At 68.3% G+C, this 23,298-nt stretch carries 23 protein-coding genes; 4 read left to right on the top strand and 19 right to left on the bottom strand.

Translation table 11 applies throughout. From position 1 onward, the window contains the following. Positions 1-157 precede the first annotated feature (157 nt). From pilW to ndk, 3 genes are read right to left on the bottom strand one after another with little or no spacing between them, the layout of a single operon-like run. Complete coding sequence (gene pilW, locus J7520_RS16585; RefSeq protein ID WP_291190616.1) at positions 158-943, bottom strand: type IV pilus biogenesis/stability protein PilW; 786 nt, start codon at positions 941-943, stop codon at positions 158-160. Beyond that, positions 933-2,045, bottom strand: coding sequence for a 23S rRNA (adenine(2503)-C(2))-methyltransferase RlmN (gene rlmN, locus J7520_RS16580; protein WP_291190613.1), 1,113 nt, complete (start codon positions 2,043-2,045; stop codon positions 933-935). Before rlmN ends, pilW begins: the two co-directional genes overlap by 11 nt. Positions 2,046-2,073: 28 nt before the next feature. Beyond that, on the bottom strand, positions 2,074-2,499 hold the full coding sequence (ndk, locus tag J7520_RS16575; protein WP_291190610.1) for a nucleoside-diphosphate kinase: 426 nt from the start codon (positions 2,497-2,499) through the stop codon (positions 2,074-2,076). A gap of 209 nt (positions 2,500-2,708) precedes the next feature. Here ndk and J7520_RS16570 point away from each other — a divergent pair, with 209 nt between their 5' ends. The 3 genes from J7520_RS16570 to J7520_RS16560 all read left to right on the top strand — a co-directional run bounded on the left by J7520_RS16570 (position 2,709) and on the right by J7520_RS16560 (position 7,181). After that, positions 2,709-3,332 (top strand): TetR/AcrR family transcriptional regulator, encoded by a 624-nt coding sequence (locus J7520_RS16570; RefSeq protein WP_291190607.1) that lies wholly within the window; start codon positions 2,709-2,711, stop codon positions 3,330-3,332. Positions 3,333-3,510: 178 nt separating this feature from the next. Further along, on the top strand, positions 3,511-5,883 hold the full coding sequence (locus tag J7520_RS16565; RefSeq protein ID WP_291190604.1) for a 3-hydroxyacyl-CoA dehydrogenase/enoyl-CoA hydratase family protein: 2,373 nt from the start codon (positions 3,511-3,513) through the stop codon (positions 5,881-5,883). Positions 5,884-5,984: 101 nt separating this feature from the next. Further along, on the top strand, positions 5,985-7,181 hold the full coding sequence (locus J7520_RS16560) for an acetyl-CoA C-acyltransferase (RefSeq protein WP_291190601.1): 1,197 nt from the start codon (positions 5,985-5,987) through the stop codon (positions 7,179-7,181). A 114-nt stretch (positions 7,182-7,295) separates the two neighbouring features. Here the strand turns inward: J7520_RS16560 and J7520_RS16555 are convergent, their stop codons facing one another. Together J7520_RS16555 and J7520_RS16550 are read right to left on the bottom strand one after the other, a co-directional pair. Then, complete coding sequence (locus J7520_RS16555; RefSeq protein WP_291190598.1) at positions 7,296-7,628, bottom strand: tRNA-binding protein; 333 nt, start codon at positions 7,626-7,628, stop codon at positions 7,296-7,298. Between the two features lie 88 nt (positions 7,629-7,716). Further along, positions 7,717-8,619 carry a hypothetical protein gene (locus tag J7520_RS16550; protein ID WP_291190595.1) on the bottom strand — a complete coding sequence of 301 codons (903 nt, stop codon included), beginning with the start codon at positions 8,617-8,619 and terminating at the stop codon, positions 7,717-7,719. Between the two features lie 95 nt (positions 8,620-8,714). On the opposite strand from J7520_RS16550, the gene J7520_RS16545 reads away from it, so the two are divergent. After that, complete coding sequence (locus J7520_RS16545) at positions 8,715-9,140, top strand: hypothetical protein (RefSeq protein ID WP_291190592.1); 426 nt, start codon at positions 8,715-8,717, stop codon at positions 9,138-9,140. A gap of 19 nt (positions 9,141-9,159) precedes the next feature. On the opposite strand, the gene J7520_RS16540 is transcribed toward J7520_RS16545, so the two are convergent. The 14 genes from J7520_RS16540 to pheA form a co-directional block, all read right to left on the bottom strand. Then, positions 9,160-10,326, bottom strand: coding sequence for an aminotransferase class I/II-fold pyridoxal phosphate-dependent enzyme (locus tag J7520_RS16540; RefSeq protein WP_291190589.1), 1,167 nt, complete (start codon positions 10,324-10,326; stop codon positions 9,160-9,162). Positions 10,327-10,334: 8 nt separating this feature from the next. Next, the gene (locus J7520_RS16535; protein ID WP_291190586.1) at positions 10,335-10,823 is read right to left on the bottom strand and encodes a hypothetical protein; all 489 of its coding nucleotides are present in this window, start codon (positions 10,821-10,823) and stop codon (positions 10,335-10,337) included. Continuing rightward, a complete protein-coding gene (gene galU, locus J7520_RS16530; protein ID WP_291190584.1) occupies positions 10,820-11,701 on the bottom strand; it encodes a UTP--glucose-1-phosphate uridylyltransferase GalU in 882 nt (293 codons plus the stop codon). Before galU ends, J7520_RS16535 begins: the two co-directional genes overlap by 4 nt. 3 nt (positions 11,702-11,704) lie before the next feature. Next, entirely contained in the window at positions 11,705-13,591 is a 1,887-nt protein-coding gene (locus J7520_RS16525; RefSeq protein ID WP_291190581.1) for a nucleoside-diphosphate sugar epimerase/dehydratase, read from the bottom strand. After that, positions 13,581-14,645: a glycosyltransferase family 4 protein gene (locus tag J7520_RS16520; RefSeq protein ID WP_291190578.1), complete on the bottom strand. Its 1,065-nt coding sequence runs from the start codon at positions 14,643-14,645 to the stop codon at positions 13,581-13,583. Before J7520_RS16520 ends, J7520_RS16525 begins: the two co-directional genes overlap by 11 nt. A gap of 6 nt (positions 14,646-14,651) precedes the next feature. Next, positions 14,652-15,824 (bottom strand): lipopolysaccharide assembly protein LapB, encoded by a 1,173-nt coding sequence (gene lapB / locus J7520_RS16515; RefSeq protein WP_291190575.1) that lies wholly within the window; start codon positions 15,822-15,824, stop codon positions 14,652-14,654. Next, positions 15,821-16,096, bottom strand: coding sequence for a lipopolysaccharide assembly protein LapA domain-containing protein (locus J7520_RS16510; protein ID WP_291190572.1), 276 nt, complete (start codon positions 16,094-16,096; stop codon positions 15,821-15,823). The genes lapB and J7520_RS16510 overlap by 4 nt, the downstream gene beginning before the upstream one ends. Positions 16,097-16,203: 107 nt before the next feature. After that, on the bottom strand, positions 16,204-16,575 hold the full coding sequence (locus J7520_RS16505; RefSeq protein WP_291190767.1) for an integration host factor subunit beta: 372 nt from the start codon (positions 16,573-16,575) through the stop codon (positions 16,204-16,206). A gap of 37 nt (positions 16,576-16,612) precedes the next feature. Beyond that, on the bottom strand, positions 16,613-18,277 hold the full coding sequence (gene rpsA, locus J7520_RS16500; RefSeq protein WP_291190569.1) for a 30S ribosomal protein S1: 1,665 nt from the start codon (positions 18,275-18,277) through the stop codon (positions 16,613-16,615). Positions 18,278-18,432: 155 nt separating this feature from the next. Next, positions 18,433-19,119: a (d)CMP kinase gene (cmk, locus tag J7520_RS16495; protein ID WP_291190566.1), complete on the bottom strand. Its 687-nt coding sequence runs from the start codon at positions 19,117-19,119 to the stop codon at positions 18,433-18,435. A gap of 74 nt (positions 19,120-19,193) precedes the next feature. Then, a complete protein-coding gene (gene aroA, locus J7520_RS16490; protein ID WP_291190563.1) occupies positions 19,194-20,501 on the bottom strand; it encodes a 3-phosphoshikimate 1-carboxyvinyltransferase in 1,308 nt (435 codons plus the stop codon). Between the two features lie 8 nt (positions 20,502-20,509). Then, the gene (locus J7520_RS16485) at positions 20,510-21,052 is read right to left on the bottom strand and encodes a hypothetical protein (RefSeq protein WP_291190560.1); all 543 of its coding nucleotides are present in this window, start codon (positions 21,050-21,052) and stop codon (positions 20,510-20,512) included. Next, on the bottom strand, positions 21,049-22,182 hold the full coding sequence (gene hisC, locus J7520_RS16480) for a histidinol-phosphate transaminase (RefSeq protein WP_291190557.1): 1,134 nt from the start codon (positions 22,180-22,182) through the stop codon (positions 21,049-21,051). Before hisC ends, J7520_RS16485 begins: the two co-directional genes overlap by 4 nt. Next, the gene (pheA, locus tag J7520_RS16475; protein ID WP_291190553.1) at positions 22,179-23,291 is read right to left on the bottom strand and encodes a prephenate dehydratase; all 1,113 of its coding nucleotides are present in this window, start codon (positions 23,289-23,291) and stop codon (positions 22,179-22,181) included. Before pheA ends, hisC begins: the two co-directional genes overlap by 4 nt. Positions 23,292-23,298: the final 7 nt, after the last annotated feature.

The raw sequence follows: 23,298 nt of genomic DNA, 5'->3' as shown, positions 1-23,298 counted from the left end.
CTCATGACGTGGATTTCTCCGGACAATGGCAGCGTCATCTGGCCGCCCCCTCCCGCGTTCTCTACACCGGCCGCCGGCACGTCGCGTGCGTGCTCGTCGGTTGCCGGCTTCACCCCTGGTGGAACACCCGTCATCGGTCGACGGTCTTCTGCGAACATCACGAGGACCCTTGCACGTTCAGCGAGCGTGCCTGCTCCGAATCCGGGAAGGCCTGCAGCAGACGGCGCGTGTAGTCGCCCGCCGCGCTGCCGTTGCCGAGCCGGAGTTCGATGTTGCGACCGAGCATCAGCGCATCCGGCCGCGGCTGCGGCGAAAGCGCCTCGAAGCGCTGGATGAAGCCGCGCGCCTTGAGGAAATCACCCTTGTCGTACGCGAGCGAGGCGAGCTGGATCAGCGTTTCGCCGTCGTGCGGGTTCTGCTCCAGCGCCAGGCGCAGGCGCTGGTCGGCCTCGTCGCGCTTGCCGGCTCTGGCGTAGCAGGTGCCCGAATTGGTCAGCGCGAGCGTCGGCGTCTGGTAGAACGGATCGGCCAGCGCGCGATCGAAATACGTCTGCGACTCGTCGTAGCGGCCTTGCCGGCAGAGGAACCAGCCGTAGTTGTTCGCCTCGCCGCCGCCCTTGGGCTTCAGCTCGGTCGCGCGCTTGTAGTGCTCGCCCGCCTTGGCCGGCTCGTTGATCGTCTCGTACAGCACGGCGATGACGGTGTGTGCGTCGACGTAGTTCGGATCATATTCGAGCGCCTTGTTGAGGTTCTCGAGCGCGATCTCGAGCTTGCCCTGCTGCATGTATTTCTGACCGAGGTCGGTACGCGTGCGCGCGGCTTCCTGCTTCTGCGTCGCCGCGCTCTCCTTCTTCACGTTGCCGATCGAGCCGCTGCCGCAGGCGGCGAGCAGCAGCGCAGCCGCCGCCAGCGCGAGCGAGGCCAGCACGCGCTCAAGCCGCATCGGCGACTCCCTGCTCCAGCTTGCGCCGGAATTCCGCCTGCCGACGCGTGCGGTCCGCGACCTGGCCCTTGAGCTGCCCGCACGCCGCGTCGATGTCGTCGCCGCGCGTGCGGCGCACCATCGTGAGCACGTCGGCGTCGAGCAGAATCTTCTGGAACGCGCGGATCACGTTCTCGTCGGAGCGCTCGAAGCGCGTGCCGTGGAACGGGTTGAACGGAATCAGGTTGACCTTCGACGGCACCTTGCGCATCAGCTTGATCAGCTGGCGCGCGTGCTCGGGCTGGTCGTTGACGCCTTTCAGCATCGTGTATTCGAACGTGATCGTCGTGCGCGGGCGGCGTGCCGCGTAGCGTGCGCAGGCGTCGAGCAGTTCTTTGATCGGGTACTTCTTGTTCAGCGGCACCAACTCGGTGCGCAGCTCGTCGTTCGGCGCGTGCAGCGACACGGCCAGCGAGACGTCGCTGGCCTCCGACAGCTTGTCGATCATCGGCACCAGGCCGGCGGTGGACAGCGTGACGCGCTTGTTGGCGAGGCCGAAACCGAGGTCGTCGCGCATCACGCTCATCGCGGTGACGACGTTGTCGAAGTTCAGCAGCGGCTCGCCCATGCCCATCATGACGACGTTGGTGAGCTTGCGCTGGTGATGCGGCACGTTGCCGAGGTGTTTGGCCGCGACCCAGACCTGGCCGATGATCTCGGCGGCGGACAGGTTGCGGTTGAAGCCTTGCGTCGCGGTCGAGCAGAACTGGCAGTTCAGCCCGCAGCCGACCTGTGAGGACACGCACAGTGTGCCGCGCGAGGTTTCCGGGATGAACACCGACTCGATCGCGTTGGAACCGTCCATGCCGAGCAGCCACTTGTACGTGCCGTCGCTGGCCTGCTTCTCGAACAGCGTCTTCGGAGGCGTGATCTCGACGGCGTCGGCAAGCTTGTCGCGCAAGGCCTTGCCGACGTCGGTCATCTGCGCGAAATCCGTGACGTGACGGTGGTAGATCCACTTCATCACCTGATCGGCGCGATACGGTTTCTCGCCGAGCTGCGCGAACAAGTCGCGCAGACCCTGGCGGTCGTAGTCGAACAGGTTGGCTTTGGTCGTCGTCACGGAATGCGATTCACGAAAGGCCCGATGCTCAGCGCGGGCAGAGTTCGGTTTCTGCGAAGAAGTACGCAATTTCCACTTTTGCCGTCTCGATCGCGTCGGAGCCGTGCACGGCATTGGCGTCGATGGAATCGGCGAAATCGGCACGGATCGTGCCCGATGCGGCCTTCTTCGGGTCGGTCGCGCCCATCAGATCGCGGTGCTTCAGCACGGCGTTGTCGCCTTCGAGCGCCTGGATCATGACCGGACCGGAAATCATGAAATCGACCAGCGCCGCGAAAAACGGACGCTCGCGATGCACGGCATAGAAACCCTCGGCTTCCCGCCGGGACAGATGCTTCATCTTCGCCGCGACGACTTTCAGCCCCGCCTTCTCGAAACGGGAGTAGATTTCGCCGATGACGTTCTTCGCGACCGCGTCGGGCTTGATGATGGAAAGGGTGCGCTCCAGCGCCATTGCAAGGTGTCTCCGTGGGATTGAATCGAAGGGGCGGCGAGTTGCCGTTATAACGCCAAATCCGCGGCGATCCGCAGGCTTAGCTCACATTATCGTGCAAGATTCTAGCTAGTTTTCACGCAATTTGACACCGCGCATCGTGCCGATTTGACCTCCGCTCGCCCACTGACCTAGTATTCAAACGGTCGTTTGACCGCATCGGATCGACCATGCCTCCGAGCCAGCCGAATTTTTCCACCAAGGAACGCATCCTCGGCGTCGCCGAAACCCTGTTCGCGCGCCATGGTTTTGCCGGTGCTTCGTTGCGCCAGGTGACCGCCGCGGCGAAGGTCAATCTCGCCGCGGTGAACTATCACTTCGGCTCGAAGGAAAGCCTGATCGAGGAAGTGTTCCGCCGCCGCCTCGACGAACTCAACCGCTATCGCCTCGCTGCGCTCGCCGCGGTGAACGCCAATCCCGAGCACGTGCTCGAGGACGTCCTCGACGCGTTCGTGCGTCCCGCGCTGGAACAGTCCATGGACAGCGCCGGCGGAGCCGCGTTCGTGCGCGTGCTGGCGCGCGCTTATGCCGAGCACGACGAGCGCCTGCGCAAGTTCCTGTCCGACAACTACGGCCACGTGCTGCGCGAATTCGCCACCGCCTTCGCGCATCTGCTGCCGCACCTGGACAAGGAGGAACTGTACTGGCGGCTCGACATCGTCGCCGGTGCCCTCACCTATGCGATGGCCGACTTCGGCATGATCAAGCGCCGCGGCGAAACGTCCGAAGCGACCCATCGCGAACGCACCGCCGAACATCTGATCCGTTTCGCCGCCGCCGGCCTCAGGGCATAGCGTCGAGGCGATCCGGCCGGAGTCGCCGGTTCGCCCTCTGCGATCGTCCTCAGCGCTGTTTCGATTCGACGAGAACAGATCCGACGCACACGGTTTTCCCAATGTCACCCGCGGCCATTCATGGCCGGCTTTTCATCAACCCCTTTTTCATTCCATTCCATTCAATCCGGAGTTTTCCATGAGTCATCCGCCCCTTCGCGTCCGCAAGGCCGCTGTACTCGGCGCCGGCGTCATGGGCGCGCAGATCGCCGCGCACCTGGCCAATGCCGACGTCGAAACCCTGCTGTTCGACCTGCCGGCCAAGGAGGGCGACAAGAGCGGCATCGCGCAGAAGGCGATCGCGAATCTGGCCAAGCTGTCGCCGGCGCCGCTGGCGGAAAAATCCAAGGTGGCCGGAATCACGCCGGCGAACTACGACGAACACCTGGAGGCCCTGCGCGGCTGCGATCTGGTCATCGAGGCGATCGCCGAACGGCTCGACTGGAAGCTCGATCTCTACAAGAAGATTGCCCCGTATCTTTCTGATTCTGCGGTGATCGCGAGCAATACCTCCGGCCTGTCGATCAATGCACTGGCCGACGCGCTGCCAGTCAAGTTGCGCGCGCGCTTCAGCGGCATCCATTTCTTCAATCCGCCGCGCTACATGCACCTGGTCGAGCTGATCCCGGACCGCGAAACCGACCGCGACGTGCTCGCCGGCCTGGAAGCGTTCCTGACCACCACGCTCGGCAAGGGCGTCGTCTACGCCAAGGACACGCCGAACTTCATCGGCAACCGCATCGGCGTGTTCTCGATCCTCGCCACGATGCACCACACCGCGCAGTTCGGCCTCGGCTTCGACCTCGTCGACGCGCTGACGGGACCTGCGATCGGCCGCCCGAAGAGCGCGACCTACCGCACCGCCGACGTGGTCGGCCTCGACACCATGGCGCACGTGATCAAGACCATGGCCGACACGCTGCCGAACGATCCCTGGCACGCCCACTTCCAGTCGCCGGCGTGGCTGTCCGCGCTGATCGCCAAGGGCGCGCTCGGCCAGAAGAGCGGCGCCGGCATCTACACCAAGCGCGGCAAGGACATCGTCGTGCTGGACCTCGCCAAGCAGGACTACGCGGCGTCCGGCGCCAAGCCGAGCGAGGAAGTCGCGGCGATCCTCGCGATCAAGAATCCGGTCGAGAAGTTCGCCAAGCTGCGTGCGTCGGCCGATCCGCAAGCGCAGTTCCTGTGGGCCGTGTTCCGCGACCTGTTCCACTACAGCGCCTATCACCTCGCCGACATCGCCGAGACCGCGCGCGACGTCGACTTCGCCATCCGCTGGGGTTACGGCTGGAAGCTCGGCCCGTTCGAGACCTGGCAGTCCGCCGGCTGGCGCGAGATCGCCGGCTGGATCGCCGAGGACATCGCCGCCGGCAAGGCGATGAGTTCGGCGCCGCTGCCCGAGTGGGTCGGCAGGGTCGACGGCGTGCATCACGCCGCCGGTTCGTATTCGCCGAAGAGCGGCAAGGACGAGCCGCGCTCGCAGCATCCGGTCTACGCGCGCCAGCTGTTCCCCGACGCCCTGCTCGGCGAGAAGTTCGACACCGGCACGACGTTGTGGGAGAACGACGGCGTGCGCCTGTGGCAGCTCGGCGACGACGGCATCGGCATCGTCTCGTTCAAGACCAAGATGAACACGGTCAACGACGCCGTGCTCGACGGCATCCAGCACGCGATCGGCTACGCCGAGAAGAACCTCAAGGGGCTGGTGATCTGGCAGACCGGCGAGGCGTTCTCCGCCGGCGCCGACTTGAAGGGCATGCTCGGCTTCGTGCAGGCCGGCAAGATCGACCTGCTCGAATCGATGATCGCGAACTTCCAGCGCACCAGCCAGCGCATCAAGTACGCGCTGGTGCCGGTGGTCGCCGCCGTGCGCGGCCTCGCCCTCGGCGGCGGCTGCGAGTTCCAGATGCATTGCGCGCGCACCGTCGCCGCGCTGGAAAGCTACATCGGCCTGGTCGAGGCCGGCGTCGGCCTGCTGCCGGCCGGCGGCGGCCTGAAGGAGATCGCCGTGCGCGCCGCGCAGCGTGCCGCCGACGGCGATCCGTTCCCGGAGGTCAAGCGCCTGTTCGAGACGGTCGCGCAGGCCAAGCTGTCCGGCAGCGCGCTCGAAGCCAAGCAGCTCGGCCTGCTGCGCCCCGACGACGTCGTCGTGTTCAACGCGTTCGAACTGCTCTACGTCGCCAAGCGCATCGCCCTGGCGATGGCCGAAGCCGGCTACCGCCCCGCCCTGCCCGCCGACGCCGTCACGGTCGCCGGCGACGTCGGCCTGGCGACCTTGAAGATGGCGCTGGTCAACATGCTCGAAGGCCGTTTCATCTCCGCGCACGACAACGAGATCGCCACGCGCATCGGCGACGTGCTCTGCGGCGGCAGGATCGAGCGAGGCTCGCAGGTCGACGAGCAGTGGCTGCTCGACCTCGAACGCAAGCACTTCTTCGAACTGGCGCAGATGCCGAAGACGCAGGAGCGCATCCAGCACACGCTGACGACCGGCAAGCCCCTCAGGAACTAGCCAGGGAGCGGTGAGCGGCCAAGCGGTGAGCGGAAGAAGCTTTCTCCGCTCGCCGCTCACCGCTTGGCCGCTCACTCACAACCTTTACGAGAGAGAACGACATGACCCGCCAAATCCAGGACGCCTACATCGTCTCCGCCGTGCGCACGCCGGTCGGCAAGGCGCCGCGCGGCGTGTTCCGCAACACGCGACCGGACGACCTGCTCGCCCACGTGATCCGCGCCGCGATCGCGCAGGCGCCCGGCATCGACCCGGCGCGCATCGCCGACGCGATCATCGGCTGCGCCATGCCGGAAGCCGAGCAAGGCATGAACGTCGCGCGCATCGGCGTGCTGCTGGCCGGCCTGCCGGACACGGTGCCCGGCGCCACCATCAACCGCTTCTGCTCGTCCGGCGTGCAGGCGATCGCGATGGCGGCCGACCGCATCCGCCTCGGCGAGGCCGACCTGATGCTCGCCGGCGGCACCGAATCGATGAGCATGGTGCCGATGATGGGCCACAAGATCGCGATGAACCCGGCCGCGTTCACCGACGACAACGTCGCCATCGCCTACGGCATGGGCATCACCGCCGAGAAGGTCGCCGAGCAGTGGAAGGTCAGCCGCGAGGACCAGGACGCCTTCGCGCTCGGCTCGCACCAGAAGGCCTTGGCCGCCCAGGCCGCCGGCGAGTTCGCCGAGGAGATCGCGCCGTTCACGCTGGCCGATCACTACCCCGATCTCGCCACGCGCACGATCCGCGACGACGCGCGCGTGATCGCCGCCGACGAAGGCCCGCGCAAGGACACCAGCCTGGAAGGCCTGGCCAAGCTGCGGCCGGTGTTCCGCAACGGCGGCAGCGTGACCGCCGGCAACTCCTCGCAGATGTCCGACGGCGCCGGCGCCCTGCTGCTGGCCAGCGAGCACGCGATCAAGGCCTACGGCCTGACGCCGCTGGCGCGCTTTGTCGGTTTCGCCGTCGCCGGCGTGAAGCCGGAGGTCATGGGCATCGGCCCGATCGCGGCGATCCCGAAGGCGCTCGACCAGGCCGGCATCAAGAAGGACCAGCTCGACTGGATCGAACTCAACGAAGCCTTCGCCGCGCAGGCGCTGGCGGTGATCCGCGACGTCGGCCTCGATCCGGCCAAGGTCAACCCGCTCGGCGGCGCCATCGCGCTCGGCCACCCGCTCGGCGCCACCGGCGCGGTGCGCGCGGCGACGCTGATCCACGGCCTGCGCCGGCGCAAGCAGAAGTACGGCATGGTCACGATGTGCATCGGCACCGGCATGGGCGCCGCCGGCATCTTCGAGGCGGTCTGATCACACGAAAAGCATTGGACGCGGATTCGGCGGATCAACGCGGATAGAGCATTTTCCGAATGGTCTTTTCTTATCCGTGTCTATCTGCCGAATCCGCGTCCAACCGCTCTTCCGCTACGCCATCCGCGTCCCGTTCGGCACCGACCGCTCGATCGCGGTGACGACGACGCCATCGTCGGTCGGAAAACCGGTCAGCAGGAATTCCGACACGAACGGGCCGATCTGCTTCGGCGGAAAATTGATCACGCCGACGATCTGCCGGCCGACCAGTTGCTCCGGCGCGTACAGGCTCGTGACCTGCGCGCTGGTCTTCTTCTCGCCGTACGGACCGAAATCGACCCAGAACTTGTAGGCCGGCTTGCGCGCCTCCGGAAACGGTTCGACGCGCAGCACGGTGCCGGCGACGATCAGCACCTTCTCGAAATCGCTCCAGGTGATCGGTTCCATGGAATGGCCTTGCGGACGGGACGAGAGGCCGAGAATACGAAGGAGCGGCCGTTAAGGCTTGACACTCCGTATCACGCGCGGCCGCCTTTCACGGCGAAGAAGACGCACGATCCAGGCCGACCTGGACCCAGCCCAGATTGATGCCGATCCGCGTCGCCTGCGGATTCGCCCAGGCGTACGCCAATGTGCGGCCGTCGGCGTCGTCGAGGATCGACAGCTTCAGCACCGGCACGTTGCCGTCGCGATAGGTCAACCGTTCCAGCGACAGCGAGTAGCCGGAACGCTTGCCGTCGCGCCACAACAGCGGTGCGCGCCCGCCCTCGCTGCCCAGTCGGATGTTGCGATCCATGTGCCAGTCGCGGCTGTCGGCCGCCGCACCGGGGCCGCCGCCGTTGATCGCGGCCCAGCCGCCGAAGTACGCGACGCGACGCGCGTCGGTGCGCGCCTCCGCGCCGCGCGCCTGGTCGGCGTACAGACGCAGGCGCAGCCATTCGCCTTCGGCGTCGAGCGCGATAGGCAGCAGCGCCGCCTGCGCGCCGATCCCGGGAGCGAGCGCGCTGCAGGCCGCCACGTCCGCCTTGGCGCGTATTCCGCCCGGCGATGATTCGCCGCGCAGGACGCAGGCATCGAGCGGCGCCCATTGCTGCGCATCGAAAGCGTCGCCGCCCGGCGCTGCGGCGACCAGGGCGCGGTGAGGCAGCCATGTCGTCGCATCGATGCGCTGCATCGCCCACGCCGCCGACAGCGGTGGTACGGCGTCCAGGCGCACGTGCCAGATCGTCCAGTCCGAACGCCGCGTCGGCTCGATCGCGACGACGACGTGCGCCGGCGGGCTCGCCCCGCCTTCGCGCATGGCCCAGACCTGCTCGTGATTGTCGTACTGCCCGTCGATCGAGGTCGGCGCGGACGTCGATGCGGATTCGTCGGATCGGTGCGGCTGGGACTGGCACGCCGCCAGAAACAGCGGCGCGAGCAATAGGAGTCGTTTCATCGCGCAAGGATAACAGCGGCGCGGAATCGGCGACGGACGGCACACCACCCGCGCGCGCGGATGACTATAGTCGCAGCGTTCCGGGGGAGTCGCCGATGAGCATCGACATCCAGCGCGCGGATGCGGGTCTGCGCCGCACGACCTTCATCGTGCTGACGGCGGCGGCGATCGCCGCCGTGTGGGGCGTGTTCGCGTTTCACCAATGGATGCTGCATCAATCGGCTGCGCTGTCCACCGAACAGTTGATCGTACGGCTGCGTCTGTGGATCGGCCTGGCGACGACGGCGAGCGGCCTCTGCCTGCTGCTGCTCGCCGGCCATTCGGCCCGCACCGCGCGGCGCGTGGCCGAACAGCGGCGCTGGCCGCTGGCCGGGGCGCGCGTGCTGCGCGACACGCCGATCCGCCGCGGCGACGCCGCGTTGCGGCTCGGTCGCCTGCTCAACGGGATCGCCGTGGTGCTCCTGCTGCTCGCGCTCGGCGTCGGCCTATTGAGCTGGCGCCTGTTCGCGCTGGCCGCCTGAGCGCCCGCGCGCACATCGCCTACAGCCGCGCGAATCCCTGCTCCAGGTCGGCGATCAGCACTTCGGCGTCCTCGAGCCCGATCGACAGGCGCACCAGGCTCAGCGGCAAGGCGCCCGCCGGATGCAACGGCGAATCGCGCGGATACACCGCGCAAACCGGGAACGCGAGCGACTCGTAGCCGCCCCAGGACACCGTCATCAGGAAACGGGTGAGCCCGTCGCAGAAGCGTTCGACCGCGGCGACGTCGGGCGCGTCCAGCTCGATCGTCAGCAGGCCGCTGGCGCCGCGCAGCTGGCGCTCGGTGAGGGCGAGCTGCGGATTGGCGCCGGCGCGCGGCGAGTACACGCGGCGCACGCGCGGATGCGCCTGGAGGTAGGCCAGCACGTCCGTCGTCGTCGCGGCGATGCGCTGCATGCGGATCGGCAGCGTGCGCAGGCCGCGGATCATCAGCCAGGCGTCGTGCGGCGCGAGGATCGCGCCGAGCGTCATGTACGGACCGCGGAACACTTCGGCGATCAATTCGGAGCGGCCGCACAGCGCGCCGGCGACGACGTCGCTGTGGCCGTTGAGGTACTTCGTCGCCGAGTGCGCGACCAGGTCGATGCCGAGCGCCAGCGGCGACTGGTTCAGCGGCGTCGCGTAGCTGTTGTCGCACAGCGTGCGGATGCCGCGGGCGTGCGCGATCGTCGCCACCGCAGCCAGGTCCTGCTGCTCGAACGTCATCGAGTTCGGGCTTTCCAGCACGATCAGGCGCGTGCGTTCGCCGAGCGCGGCCTCGAAGCGGGCGACGTCGGTGCCGTCGACGAAGCTGGTCGTCACGCCGAAACGGCCGAGCAGGTCGCGCAGCACCGCGCGCGTCCAGCTGTAGGGCCGCGCGACGCAGACGACGTGGTCGCCGCCGTCGACGCAGGCGACCGCGGCGGCCGACATCGCCGCCGCGCCGCTGCCGAACATCAGGCAGTCCTCGGCGCCCTCCAGCGCGGCGACCTTCTTGCGCAGGATCTCGACGGTCGGATTGTTGCCGCGCGTGTAGACGTGCTCGCCCAGCTCGTCGCGGAAGCCCTCGCGCATCTTCGCCACGCTCGGGAAGGCGAAGATCGACGACTGCACGATCGGCGGCGCGACCGCGCCGAAGTAGCGCTCGCGATCCTCGCCGAGGTGATTGAGGATGTAGCTCAGATCCATGCGCCGCCTCAGGGAACCGCCGCGGTCCGCCGCAGGCGCAGCCGGCTGGTTTCCTCGCCGGACGCGCCGCGATAGGTCTCCTCGCGCTGCAAACCGCCGTCGGCGGCCGGCGCGAACACGAGCCGGTGCAGATGCGAAGCGCTGTCCTGCAGGTTGGTCGCGTCGAGGTACTCGAACGCGAAATCGGTTTCCCCCTGCCGCAAGGCCAGCCGCGGCTGGTTGCCCTGCGCGCAGTAATGCGTCGCGAGCACGCGATCGCCGTCGCGATGGAACACCGTCATCGTCTCGGCGCGCGTGCCGGGCTGCCAGATCTCGACCAGCGCGGAACCGCGCGAGATCGTCTTGTAGTTCACGTGCAGCGTCGCGCCGTTCGCCGCTTCGCCCTGCCATTCGCCCACGGCGAGCGCCTTCAGGCGCTCGAAGCGATCCGCCGCGGCCGGCTCGGCCGCCTGCGCCGAGAGCGCACACAGGCCGGCCAACAGCAGCCAGTGCTTCACGCCTGCGAATTCCGCAGCAGTTCGCGCGTCGCGGCGCCGATCTGCGCGTCGGCGAGCGCCATGTGCAAGGTCGCCTGCACCAGCCCGAGCTTGTTGCCGCAGTCGAAGCGCGTGCCCTCGAAGCGATAGGCCAGCACCGAACGCTCGGCGAGCAGCGCCTCGATCGCATCGGTGAGCTGGATCTCGCCGCCGGCACCGGGCTTGGTCGTCTCGAGCAGCTCGAAGATGCGGCCGGGCAGCACGTAGCGGCCGACGATGGCGAGGTTGGACGGCGCCACGTCGGGCTTGGGTTTCTCGACCACGAGGTTGATCTTCGCCGCGCGCTCGGACAACGGGCTCGCATCGACGATGCCGTACTTGTCGGTCTGCTCGCGCGCGACTTCCTCGACCGCGATGACGCCGGCGCCGTTCTCGCGCAGCGACAGCTCGGACATCTGGCGCAGCGCGCCGGCGCCCTTGCCGTTGGTGATCAGGTCGTCCGGCAGGATCACGCCGAACGGCTCGTCGCCGACCACCGGCTTGGCGCACAGCACCGCGTGGCCGAGGCCGAGCGCCTCGGGCTGCGTCACGAACACGCAGCGCACGTTCTTCGGCAAGGTGCCCTGCACCATCGCCAGCAGCTCGTTCTTGCCCGACTGCGCGAGCTTGCTCTCCAGCTCGTAGGCTTTGTCGAAGTAGTCCGCGATGGCGTGCTTGTAGCGGTTGGTCACGAAGATCAGCGTGTCGGCGCCGGCGTCGACGGCTTCGTCCACCGCGTACTGGATCAGCGGGCGGTCCAGCACCGGCAGCATTTCCTTGGCGACGACCTTGGTCGCCGGCAGGAAGCGCGTGCCGAGACCGGCGACCGGAAAGACGACTTTACGCAAGCGCTTGCTCATTCCCTATCCTCGTCGTGTGTCGAGCGCGACCACGGTCGCCTCGTTGCTGTGGCCGCCTGTGGCGAACTCCGGCAGCAGCTGCTCGACGACGCGGCGCAGGCCGTCCTCGTCGAAGTCGCGCATCGCCTGCTCGCCGTGGCGCAGCTGCGCCAGCAGCAGGCTCCAGGCCATGCTGCGCGGCTGCGCCAGGAAGATCTTCGCATGCGCGGTGTCGCTGTAGTGCTCCTGCGCATGGAACAGTTCTTCGAACAATTTCTCGCCGGGTCGCAGCCCGGTGTAGACGATCGCGATCTCGTGCCCTTCCTGGCGTCCGGCGAGACGGATCATCTGCTCGGCCAGGTCGCGGATCTTGATCGGCTCGCCCATGTCCAGCGCGAAGATCTCGCCGCCGTTGCCGAGCACCGACGCCTGCAGGATCAGCTGGCAGGCTTCCGGAATCGTCATGAAGTAGCGCGTGATCTCCGGGTGCGTGACCGTCACCGGGCCGCCCGCGCGGATCTGCTCGCGGAAACGCGGCACCACCGATCCGGCCGAGTCGAGCACGTTGCCGAAACGCACGGTGATGAAGCGCGTCTGCGAGGCCTGCGCGAAGTTCTGGCAGAAGATCTCGGCCACGCGCTTGCAGGCGCCCATCACGCTGGTCGGGTTGACCGCCTTGTCGGTCGAGATCAGCACGAAGCTCTCGACGCCGCTGCGGTCGGCCGCCTCGGCGATGACCTTGGTGCCGAGCACGTTGTTGCGGAACGCCTCGCGGATCTGCCCCTGCAGCAGCGGCACGTGCTTGTAGGCGGCGGCGTGGAAGACGATCTGCGGCTTGGCGATCGCGAACACGCGCTCGCACGCCGCGGCGTCGCCGCAGTCGCCGAGCCAGGCGTTGAACAGCAGATCGGGAAAATCGCGCCGCAGTTCCTGCTCGATCGTGTACAGGTTGAATTCCGACAGTTCCAGCACCGTCAGCGATTCGGCGCCGAGCCGCGCGATCTGGCGGCACAGTTCCGCGCCGATCGAGCCGCCGCCGCCGCTGACCAGCACGCGCTTGCCGGCCAGGCGCGTGCGGATCGCGGTCCAGTCGAGCTGCACCTGCTCGCGGCCGAGCAGGTCCTCGATCGCGACCTTCTTCAACTCGTTGAAGCTCGAGCGCCCGGCGACGACGTCTTCCAGCCGCGGCACGGTGCGGAACGGCAGGCCGCTGTTCTCGCACAGTTCCACCGCGCGCCGCATCTGCACCTTGTTCGCCGCCGGCATCGCGATCACCAGCATTTCCGCCGCGGTCTCGCGCGCGAGTTGCGGCAACTGGTCGAGCGTGCCGAGCACCGGAATGCCGTGCAGGCGCGCGCCGCGCAGCTGCGCGTTGTCGTCGAGAAAACCGACCGGCGCGTAGCGGTTCTCGCGCTTCAAGTCGCGCACCAGCGCCTCGCCCGCCTTGCCGGCGCCGAGCACCAGCACGCGCTGGCTCGGCGTGCGCGTGACGAAGTCGAGCCGGCTGTCCTTCCAGTAGCGGTACAGCAGGCGCGGTCCACCGAGCAACACCGCGAGTACCAGCGGATAGATCGCCAGTACCGTACGCGGCACGGTGACGAGACGGTTGTACAGGAACAGCGTGATCGCCGCGGCGAACGCGCCGAGGATGCAGGCGCGGAAGATGTTCCAGATGTCCGGCACGCTGGCGAAGCGCCAGAGGCCGCGGTAGAGACCGGTCCACCAGAAGATCAGGCCCTGCGCGGCGAGCACCAGCCAGACCTCGGTGTCGAACAGCGACACCGGCGAGGGATTGGGCGCCAGCGACCAGCGCAGCATGCTGACCGCGGTCCAGGCCAGCCAGACCATCAGCATGTCGTGCGCGACCACGGCGAGCCGCGGATGGATGGCTGCGATCAGCTTACGCAGCATGGTCGCCTCGTACGCCTGCCGCCGCCAGACACCAGCGCTTGCCGCGCCACCAGACGGCGGCCGCCGACGCATAGACCGCCGTCGCGATGCCGACGCAGACCGCAGGAGATGGGGACGAGCGATTCATCCAGTAGACGACAGGCAGCACGAGCAGGAGGTTCCACGTCATGTACAGCGCGACGACCTGCGCATGCGAGAAGCCGCTGCGCACCAGCCACTGGTAGAGGTGTTCGCGGTGCGCACTATACCAACGCCGACCGCGCAGCATGCGCGAAAGCAAGGTGCAGGTCGCATCGGTGACGAAGGCCGAGACGACCACGGCCGCTCCCGCCGCGGCTGCCCAGCCGTGCCCGGCGAATGCGATCGCGGCCAGGCCGATCGCCAGACCGAGCGCGCCGCTGCCGACGTCGCCCATGAAAATCCGCGCGCGCGGGAAATTGAACGGCAGGAAGCCGAGTACCGCGGCGGCGGCGGCCCCCACGGCCAAGGCCGGACCGACGTCGCCGGCCTGCGCCAGCAGCACCGCGAAGACGCCGAGGCAGAACAACGCCTGCATGGCCAATAGGCCGTCGATGCCGTCCATGAAGTTGTGCAGGTTGATGCTCCAGACGACGACCAGCCCGATCACCAGGAATGCGCCGCCGTAGCCCCACCCCATGCCGCGGATCGTGCCGGGCGAAAGCGCCGGATCGAACAGCACCGGCACGAACAGCAGCAGCACCGACGCCCAGTGCACCAGGAGGCGCAGGCGCGCGCTGAGCGGACGATGGTCGTCGATCCAGCCGACCGCGGCGACCAGCAGCAGCGCCGCGATCACGAACAGCTGCGGCGGACTCCATAACGCAAGCGGAACGCCGACGCACAGCGCGATCGTCGCGACGATCGCGATGCCGCCGCCGCGCGGCGTCGGCACCGAGTGCGAGCGGCGCCGGCCCGGCTCGTCGATCAGGCGCACGCGCATCGCATAGCGGATGCTGAGCCAGGTCAGCGTCGCCGACAGCAGCGCCGCGGCGACCATCAGCGCGATCGCGACGCTGGGCGATATCGACGCCATGAAGGCCTATTCGCCGACCACGCCGTGGATCGGTCGCACCGAGCCCCAGCTCTTGCAGCTCGGGCACTGCCAATGGTGCGCCTTGGCGCCGAAGCCGCAGCGGTTGCAGCGGTACATCGCCTTGCCTTCGACGAGCTTGTGCGTGAGATCGCGCAGGATCAGGAAGTTGTCGCGCGCGTCGCCGCTGGCGGTGTGCAGGTTCACGTCGATCAGCGCCATCAGCGCGCGCACCGACGGTCGCTGGCGCAGGATGCGGTTGAGGAACTCGACCGCCGCCGCCTCGCCGCGCGTCGTCGCGTACAGCTTGGCCAGGGCGAGCACTGGCGACACGCCCTGGTAGCGTTCGGTGATGTCGAGCAGAAAGCGCTCGGCGCGCTGCATCTGCTGCGCGCGCGCGTAGCAGTCGAGCAGCGGCGAGAGGATCTCCGGGACGTAGTCGACGTCCTGCTCGGCGACGCGCTCGAACGCGCGGATCGCCGCGTCGAAATGGCCCGCGGAGGATTCGATGTGTCCTTCGATCATGCTCGCGCGCACGCAATCGGCCTGCGCCGCGAACGCGTCGGCGACGCGTTCGCGCGCCTCCTCGTGCGCACCGTGTGCGCGCGCCTGCTCGGCCAGCTCGCAGTAGAACTGCGCGATCGTCGCGCCCTGCGACTCGCCGGTGAGCTGCTCCAGCCGGCGCGCGTGCTCGATCGCCTTGTTCCAGTCGCGCTCGTGCTGGTAGATCGCGATCAGGTGCTTGAGCGCCGAAGGCGCCAGCGCGTCCATCGCGACCAGGTCGGTGAACAGGGTCTCGGCGCGGTCGAGCAGGCCGGCGCGCATGTAGTCCTCGCCGAGTTCGAGCAGCGCAATAGTCTTCTCCTCCTGGCTCAGGTTCGGCCGCGCGATCAGGTGCTGGTGCACGCGGATCGCGCGATCGACTTCACCGCGGCGGCGGAACAGGTTGCCGAGGGCCAGATGGGTCTCGACGGTGTCGCGATTGATCTCGGCGAGCTTGAGGAACACCTCGATCGCCTTGTCCTGCTGCTCGTTCAGCAGGTAGTTGAGGCCGCGGAAGTAGCTCGTCGACAGCTCGCTGACGCGCGCGCCGGAGGTGCGTTCGCCGCCGCGGCGGCCGAGCATCCAGCCGGAGAACGCGGCGACCGGCAGCAGGAGGAACAACAACGCCAGTTCGTTCATGCCGGGTCCGTCTTCGCCGGCTGCGCGCGCGCTTCGCGCAGTTCCTGCCGCAGCCGGCGCAGTTCGCGGCGCAGGCGCGCCGTCGGGCCGAGCCAGGCGACCAAGCCGCCGAGCAGCCAGCCGAGCAGAAGGCTGGCGAGCAGCGCGAAGCCGATCGGCGCCTCCAGGCGGAAGAAATGGAAATCGAGCGGCGTCGACGTGGCGTTCAGCGCGCCGAACCAGGCGCCGGCGACCACGACGAGAAGTATCAGCAGGATCAGGATCAGACGCATGCTCTGCAGTGCCGATTTCGGACCGGTGCCGCCGGGATGCGGCAGTGCGTCAACGTTAGCATGACGCGCCCGCGCTCGAACGCGGCCCTGCTCGGACCACGCGGGGATCAGGCCGCGTCGGTCAGCTTGGCGGCCGACTCGTTGACGCGCTCGCGCAGTTCCTTGCCGGGCTTGAAGTGCGGCACGTGCTTGCCGGGCAGCGCGACCGAGTCGCCGGTCTTCGGGTTGCGGCCCATGCGCGGCGGACGGTAGTGCAGCGAGAAGCTTCCGAAACCGCGAATCTCGATGCGTTCGCCGTTGGACAGCGACTGGCTCATCTGCTCGAGCACGCTCTTCACGGCCAGCTCGACGTCGTTGGCGGCCAGATGTTTCTGCCGTTCGGCCAGTGCCTCGATCAACTCCGACTTGGTCATCGCGGTATCAGCTTTGTTTCTCGTGAAAAAAAGCGCGCACCGGTGAAGATGCGCGCATCGTGCGATGCGGCGCGCGGACCGATCCGCGCGCCGCCGGGTTGCATCAGCGGTTCAGCTGTTCCTTGAGCAGCGCGCCGAGCTTGGTCGTGCCGCCGGAAGCACTCTGGTATTCCTCCAGCGTGCTCTGCAGCTCGTCCTCGTCCTTCGCGCGGATCGACAGCTGCAGGCTGCGGCCCTTGCGGTCCATGCCGACGAACTTCGCCTCGACCGAGTCGCCGACCTTGAGGTGCAGGGTCGCGTCCTCGATGCGCTCCTTGGCGATGTCGTTCGCGCGCAGGTAGCCCTCGACGCCGTCGCCGAGGTCGATCGTCGCGCCCTTGGCGTCGACTTCGCGCACGGTGCCGGTGAGGATGCTGCCGCGCGGATGCGCCGCCATGAACTGGCCGAACGGATCCTGCTCGAGCTGCTTGATGCCGAGCGAGATGCGCTCGCGTTCCGGATCGACCGCCAGAACCACGGCCTCGATCTCGTCGCCCTTCTTGAAGTTGCGCACGAGGTCTTCGCCGGTGGTCTGCCAGGAGATGTCGGACAGATGCACCAAGCCGTCGATGCCGCCGTCCAGGCCGACGAAGATGCCGAAGTCGGTGATCGACTTGATGGTGCCGGCGACCTTGTCGTTCTTCTTGTGGATCGCGGCGAACGCTTCCCACGGATTGGCGCTGGTCTGCTTCATGCCGAGCGAGATGCGGCGACGCTCTTCGTCGACGTCGAGCACCATGACCTCGACCTCGTCGCCGACCTGCACGACCTTGGCCGGGTTGACGTTCTTGTTGGTCCAGTCCATCTCGGACACGTGCACCAGGCCCTCGACGCCCGGCTCCAGCTCGACGAAGCAGCCGTAGTCGGTGACGTTGGAGACCTTGCCGAACAGACGCGTGCCGGTCGGATAGCGGCGCGCGATCTGCACCCACGGATCCTCGCCGAGCTGCTTCAGGCCGAGCGAGACGCGGTTGCGCTCGCGGTCGAACTTCAGCACGCGCACTTCCAGCTCGTCGCCGACGTTGACGACTTCGCTCGGGTGACGCACGCGCTTCCACGCCATGTCGGTGATGTGCAGCAGGCCGTCGATGCCGCCGAGGTCGACGAACGCGCCGTAGTCGGTGAGGTTCTTGACCACGCCCTTGACGACCGCGCCTTCCTGCAGGCGGTCGAGCAGCTGTTCGCGCTCGGCGCTGAACTCGCTCTCGACGACCGCGCGGCGCGAGACGACCACGTTGTTGCGCTTGCGGTCGAGCTTGATGATCTTGAACTCGAGTTCCTTGCCCTCGAGGTAGGACGGGTCGCGCACCGGGCGCACGTCGACCAGCGAGCCCGGCAGGAACGCGCGGACGTCCTTGATGTCGACGGTGAAGCCGCCCTTGACCTTGCCGGAGATGCGGCCGGTGATGGCGGCATTGGCGGTCTGCGCTTCTTCCAGTTCGTCCCACACCAGCGAGCGCTTGGCCTTCTCGCGCGAGAGCATGGTCTCGCCGAAGCCGTTCTCGATCGCGTCGAGCGCGACCTTGACGTCGTCGCCGACGTTGATCTCGAGCTCACCGCGCTCGTTCTTGAACTGCTCGATCGGGATGATGCCTTCGGACTTCAGGCCGGCGTTGACGACGACCACGTCGGGACGGATCTCGACGACGGTGCCGGTGACGATCGCGCCGGAGCGCAGCTTGGCCAGCGATTGGCTCTGTTCGAACAGTTCAGCGAAACTTTCTGTCATGTTGATTTCCAGTGAAATGATCAGGCCGGAGTCCGTACGGAGCGCCAGCCCACCTTCTGTGGATGCGGAAACGCCCGCATCGAACGCGTTCCGGCACGACGCCGGATGTTTGCCCTCACGGGCGATTCCTTCGGTAGAACCGGCGAAATCTCGAATCAGGCGGACTGGACGACGGCCAGCACGCGTGCGACGACCTCGCCCACCGGAATTCCGGTCGTGTCGATGATCAACGCCCCTGTCGCCGGCCTGAGCGGAGCGACCTTGCGGGTCGCATCGCGCTCGTCGCGCGCCTCGATTTCGCGCAAAAGGGTTGAAAGTGTAACAGCCAAACCCTTTTCCTTCAACTGTTTATAGCGCCTGCGGGCGCGTTCGTCGGCGCTCGCGGTCAGGAACACCTTGTACGGCGCGTCGGCAAAAACGACCGTGCCCATGTCGCGCCCGTCGGCCACCAGGCCGGGCGGCTTGCGGAACGAGCGCTGCTTGTCGAGCAGGGCCGCGCGCACGGCCGGGATCGCGGCGATCGCCGAGGCCGCCGCGCCGCAGGTTTCGGTGCGGATTTCGTCGGTGGCGTCGTGGCCGTTGACGATCACGCGCGTCTCGCCGCCGTCCTTCGGATCGCGGAACACGATCTTCGCCGTCTCGGTGCAGCGCGTGACCGCCGCCGTGTCGGACAGGTCGATGCCGGCCATGCTGGCGGCGTAGCCGACCGCGCGGTAGATCGCGCCGGAATCGAGCAGGTGCCAGCCCAGCGCCTCGGCGACCGCACGGCTGATCGTGCCCTTGCCGGAGCCGGAGGGGCCGTCGACGGCCAGCACGGGGACGGTGGAGTCGGGTCTGCTCATGGCCGGGTCGGCGGAAAGCGCGAGATGGTACTTACTCGCCGTACCGCACGCCAGAAGCCCCGCCCTCGCCGTGCCTAGCGTCCGGTGGCGATCTCCACCCGCAGCCCGCTGCCGCGCGCGAGTTCGACGAATCCCGGGAACGAGGTCGCCACGTTGGCGCAGTCGCCGATGCGTACCGGCGCGCGGGCGAGCGCGGCGGCGACCGCGAGACTCATCGCGCAGCGATGGTCGCCGGCGCTGTCGACCTCCCCTCCGCCGATCGGCCCGCCCTCGATGACGGCGCCGTCCGGCGTCTCGGCGATGCGCACGCCGAGCGCGGCGAGGCCCTTGGCCATCACCGCGATGCGATCGGATTCCTTCACGCGCAGCTCGGCCGCGCCGCGAATCGCGGTCGTGCCCGCCGCCGCCGCCGCGGCGACGAACAGGATCGGGAACTCGTCGATCATGTCCGGCACCAGCGCGACCGGCACGTCGATGCCGCGCAACTGCGCATGGCGGACTTCCAGATCGGCGACGCGCTCGCCGCCCTGTTCGCGCACGTCGTGCTCGCGGATGTCGGCGCCCATCAGGCGCAGCGCGTCGAGCAGGCCGGTGCGGCGCGGGTTCAACCCGACCGCGCGCAACAGCAGGCGCGAATCGGGCACCAAGCTCGCCGCGACGAGGAAGAATGCCGCCGAGGAGAAGTCCGCCGGCACCACGACGTCGGTCGCGCGCAGCCGATGCCCGCCGGGCAGGCGTGCCCAGCCGGGTTCGAACGAGATCGGCCAGCCGAACGCGGCCAGCATGCGCTCGGTGTAGTCGCGCGTCGGGTGCGGCTCGCGCACCGCGGTCTCGCCCTGCGCGTACAGCCCGGCCAGCAACACCGCCGACTTCACCTGCGCGCTCGCCACCGGCAGCTCGTAGTCGATACCGCGCAAGGCCGAGCCGCCGCGGATGCGCAGCGGCGGCAGGCCGCCCGGCTCCGACTCGACGTGGGCCCCCATCGCCGCCAGCGGCTCGATCACGCGCCGCATCGGCCGCCTGGACAGCGACACGTCGCCGCTCAGCGTCGAATCGAAGCGCTGCCCGGCGAGCAGGCCGGCCAGGAGGCGCATGCCGGTGCCGGCATTGCCGCAGTCGAGCACGCCGTCCGGCGCGGCCAGGCCGTGCAGGCCGACGCCGTGCACGACGCGCCGCGAGGCCGACGGCGTTTCGATGCGCACGCCCATGCGCGCGAAGATCGCCGCCGTCGCGCGCGTGTCCTCGCCTTCGAGGAAACCGTCGACGTGCGAGGTGCCTTCGGCCAGCGCCGCGAACATGATCGCGCGATGCGAGATCGACTTGTCGCCGGGAACGCACAGCTCGCCGTGCAGGCCGGAGGTCGGGGAACTGATCCAATCCATGTGTCCGCTCAGCTCGCGAAATCGATGTAGTACAGGCGCCGCGTCGTCCACTCGTAGAGGAAGATCACGGCGGCGTTCGGCAGGCGGCGATCGAATTCGACGGCGGCGAAATTGCGCGCGAAGTCGGTCGAGTTGGCGCGGGTCGCGTCGGGCAGGCAGCGCGCGCCGTGCGCGCCCGCCTGATCCAGCGCCGCGGCCAGCGCCTGCTGCAGCAGCGGGTTGGTCTCCGGCTCGCGCGCCCAGTCCTGCGCGACGTCGGCGGACGGTTCGAAGCGTTGCAGCTGGATGCAGGCGTAGTCGAAGCGGCTGCGGCCGACCAGGCCGGTCTCCGAGTGCAGCGAGGCGATCACCGACCAGTCCTGGGCGGCATCGACGCCGGCTCTGGCCAGCGCCGTGCGCAGGTCGCCGCCGTCGAGCGGCTCGACGATCGGCGACGGGCGTTCCGCCACCGATGCCGGCCCGTAGATCCAGTACGCGCCGGCGGCGACGGCCAGCAGCGCGGCGACGCCGATCGCTTGCAGGGCGGCGCCGACGATGCGCCCGAACGTCACGGCAGCGCGCCCAGCAGGCGCAGGTTCTCGTCTCGGCTGCCGACGCTGATGCGCAAGGTCTGCGGCAAGCCGTAGCCGCCCATCGGGCGCACGATCACGCCGCGTTCGAACAGATGGTTTTCCAGCTCGGCCGCGTCGCGCGCGAGATCGACCAGCACGAAGTTCGTCTGCGACGGCAGGCAGGCGTAGCCGCGTCGCGCGAGTTCGGCGACCAGCCATTCGCGCTCGCTCGCGTTGAGCGTGCGCGAGCGTTGCAGATGTTCGCGGTCGGCCAGCGCGGCCTCGGCGCCGGCCAGCGCAACGTTGTTGAGATTGAACGACTCGCGCAGCCGCTCGATCACGGCGACGACGCTGGGATCGGCGACCAGGTAGCCTACGCGCAAGCCGGCCAGTGCGTAGGCCTTGGAGAACGTGCGCGTGACGATCAGGTTCGGATACCGTTCGGCCAGGTGCAGCGCGCTGCCGAGGCCCGGCGCGTCGACGAACTCGTGGTAGGCCTCGTCGACGACGACCAGCACCTCGCGCGGCACGCGCGCGAGGAAGTCGGCCAGCGCCGCGTCGCCGAACCAGGTGCCGGTCGGGTTGTTCGGATTGGCGAGATAGACCAGGCGCGTGTCCTCGCGCACCGCTTTCGCCAGTGCGTCGAGATCGTGGCCGAACGGCGCCGTCGCATGCTCTCGCGGGAGCGCCGGCACACGGATCGGCTGCGCGCCGGCGGCCGCGGTGGCGATCGGGAACACCGCGAAGCCGTACTGCGAGAACACCACCGAATGCGCCGGATCGGCGAAACACTGCGCCAGCAGCATCAACAGCTCGTGCGACCCGTTGCCGAGCGCGATGCGTCCGGCATCGACGCCGAGGTGGGCCGACAGCGCCGCCTTCAGCGCCGCGCCGCGCGGATCGGGATAGCGGTAGCTCTCCTCCAGCGCCGCGCGCATCGCCTCGATCGCGCGCGGACTGGGACCGAGCGCGTTCTCGTTCGAACCGAGTTCGGCGATCGCCGCACCGAAGCGCTGGCGCAGCGCCGGCAGGTCGTGGCCCGGATCGTAGGCGCGCAGCGCCGCCGTGGCCGGATTGGCCAGGCGCGCGGCGTCGAACGGCGGCTCGCTTCGCTGCGGTCGCGCGTTCACGGCACCGCGACCGGGTAGGAACCGAGCAGCTTGATCTGCGCCGCGTGCGTCTCGAGTTCGGCCAGTGCCTTCTTCATCGCCTCGTCCTCGACGTGGCCGTCGAGATCGATGAAGAAGCCGTACTCCCACTTCGCCTGGTGCGACGGGCGCGACTCGATGCGATTCATGCTGATGCCGTGGCGCGCGAACGGACTGAGCACGTTGAACAGCGCACCCGGCTGGTCCTTGATGAACACCAGTACCGAGGTGCGGTCGTGGCCGGACGGCGGGAAGATCTGGCGGCCGAGCACGAGGAAGCGCGTGGTGTTGTCGGCGTGGTCCTCGATCGACTTCATGATGACCTTCTTCAGGCCGTAGACGTGTCCGGCCGACTCGCCGCCGATCGCCGCGGCGTCGTCGGCGTTGCGCGCGCGGCGCGCGCCTTCGGCGTTGCTCGACACCGGAATCTTCTCGACCTTCGGCAGGTTGCCGCGCAGCCACGCCTGCGTCTGCGCGAACGACTGCGGATGCGCGTAGATGCGCTCGATGTCCTCGATGCGGCCGGAGCGCGACAGCAGGTATTGATGCACGCGCAGCTCGACTTCGCCGCAGATCTTGAGGTTCGAGGTCAGGAACATGTCCAGCGTGACCTGGATCGTGCCCTGCCCCGAGTTCTCGACCGGCACCACGCCGAAATCCGCGTTGCCGGCTTCGACTTCCTGGAACACTTCCTCGATGCTCGCCATCGGCAAACCGTGCGCGGAGCGGCCGAAGTGCTTCAGCACCGCCTGCTGGCTGAACGTGCCCTCGGGGCCGAGGTAGCCGACCTTCAGCGGTTCCTGCTGCGCCAGGCAGGCCGACATGATCTCGCGGAACACGTGCACTAGCACTTCGTCGCTGAGCGGCCCCTCGTTACGGTCGACCACCATGCGCAGCACCTGCGCCTCGCGCTCGGGCCGGTAGTAGTCGACCGCCGCGGCGAGCTTGCCCTTGGCCTTGCCCACCTGCAGCGCGAAGCCGGCGCGCTCGGCGATCAGCGCCTGGATCTGGCGGTCGATGCCGTCGATGCGCGCGCGCACCTCGGACAGCGCGGGAGCGGAGGTCTCGGTTTTCTTCTGCTTGGCGGCCATCGGTTGC

The sequence above is a fragment of the Dokdonella sp. genome (genome assembly GCF_017744955.1).
Classification (GTDB): domain Bacteria; phylum Pseudomonadota; class Gammaproteobacteria; order Xanthomonadales; family Rhodanobacteraceae; genus Dokdonella_A.
This window is presented reverse-complemented; position numbering and strand designations above follow the sequence as displayed.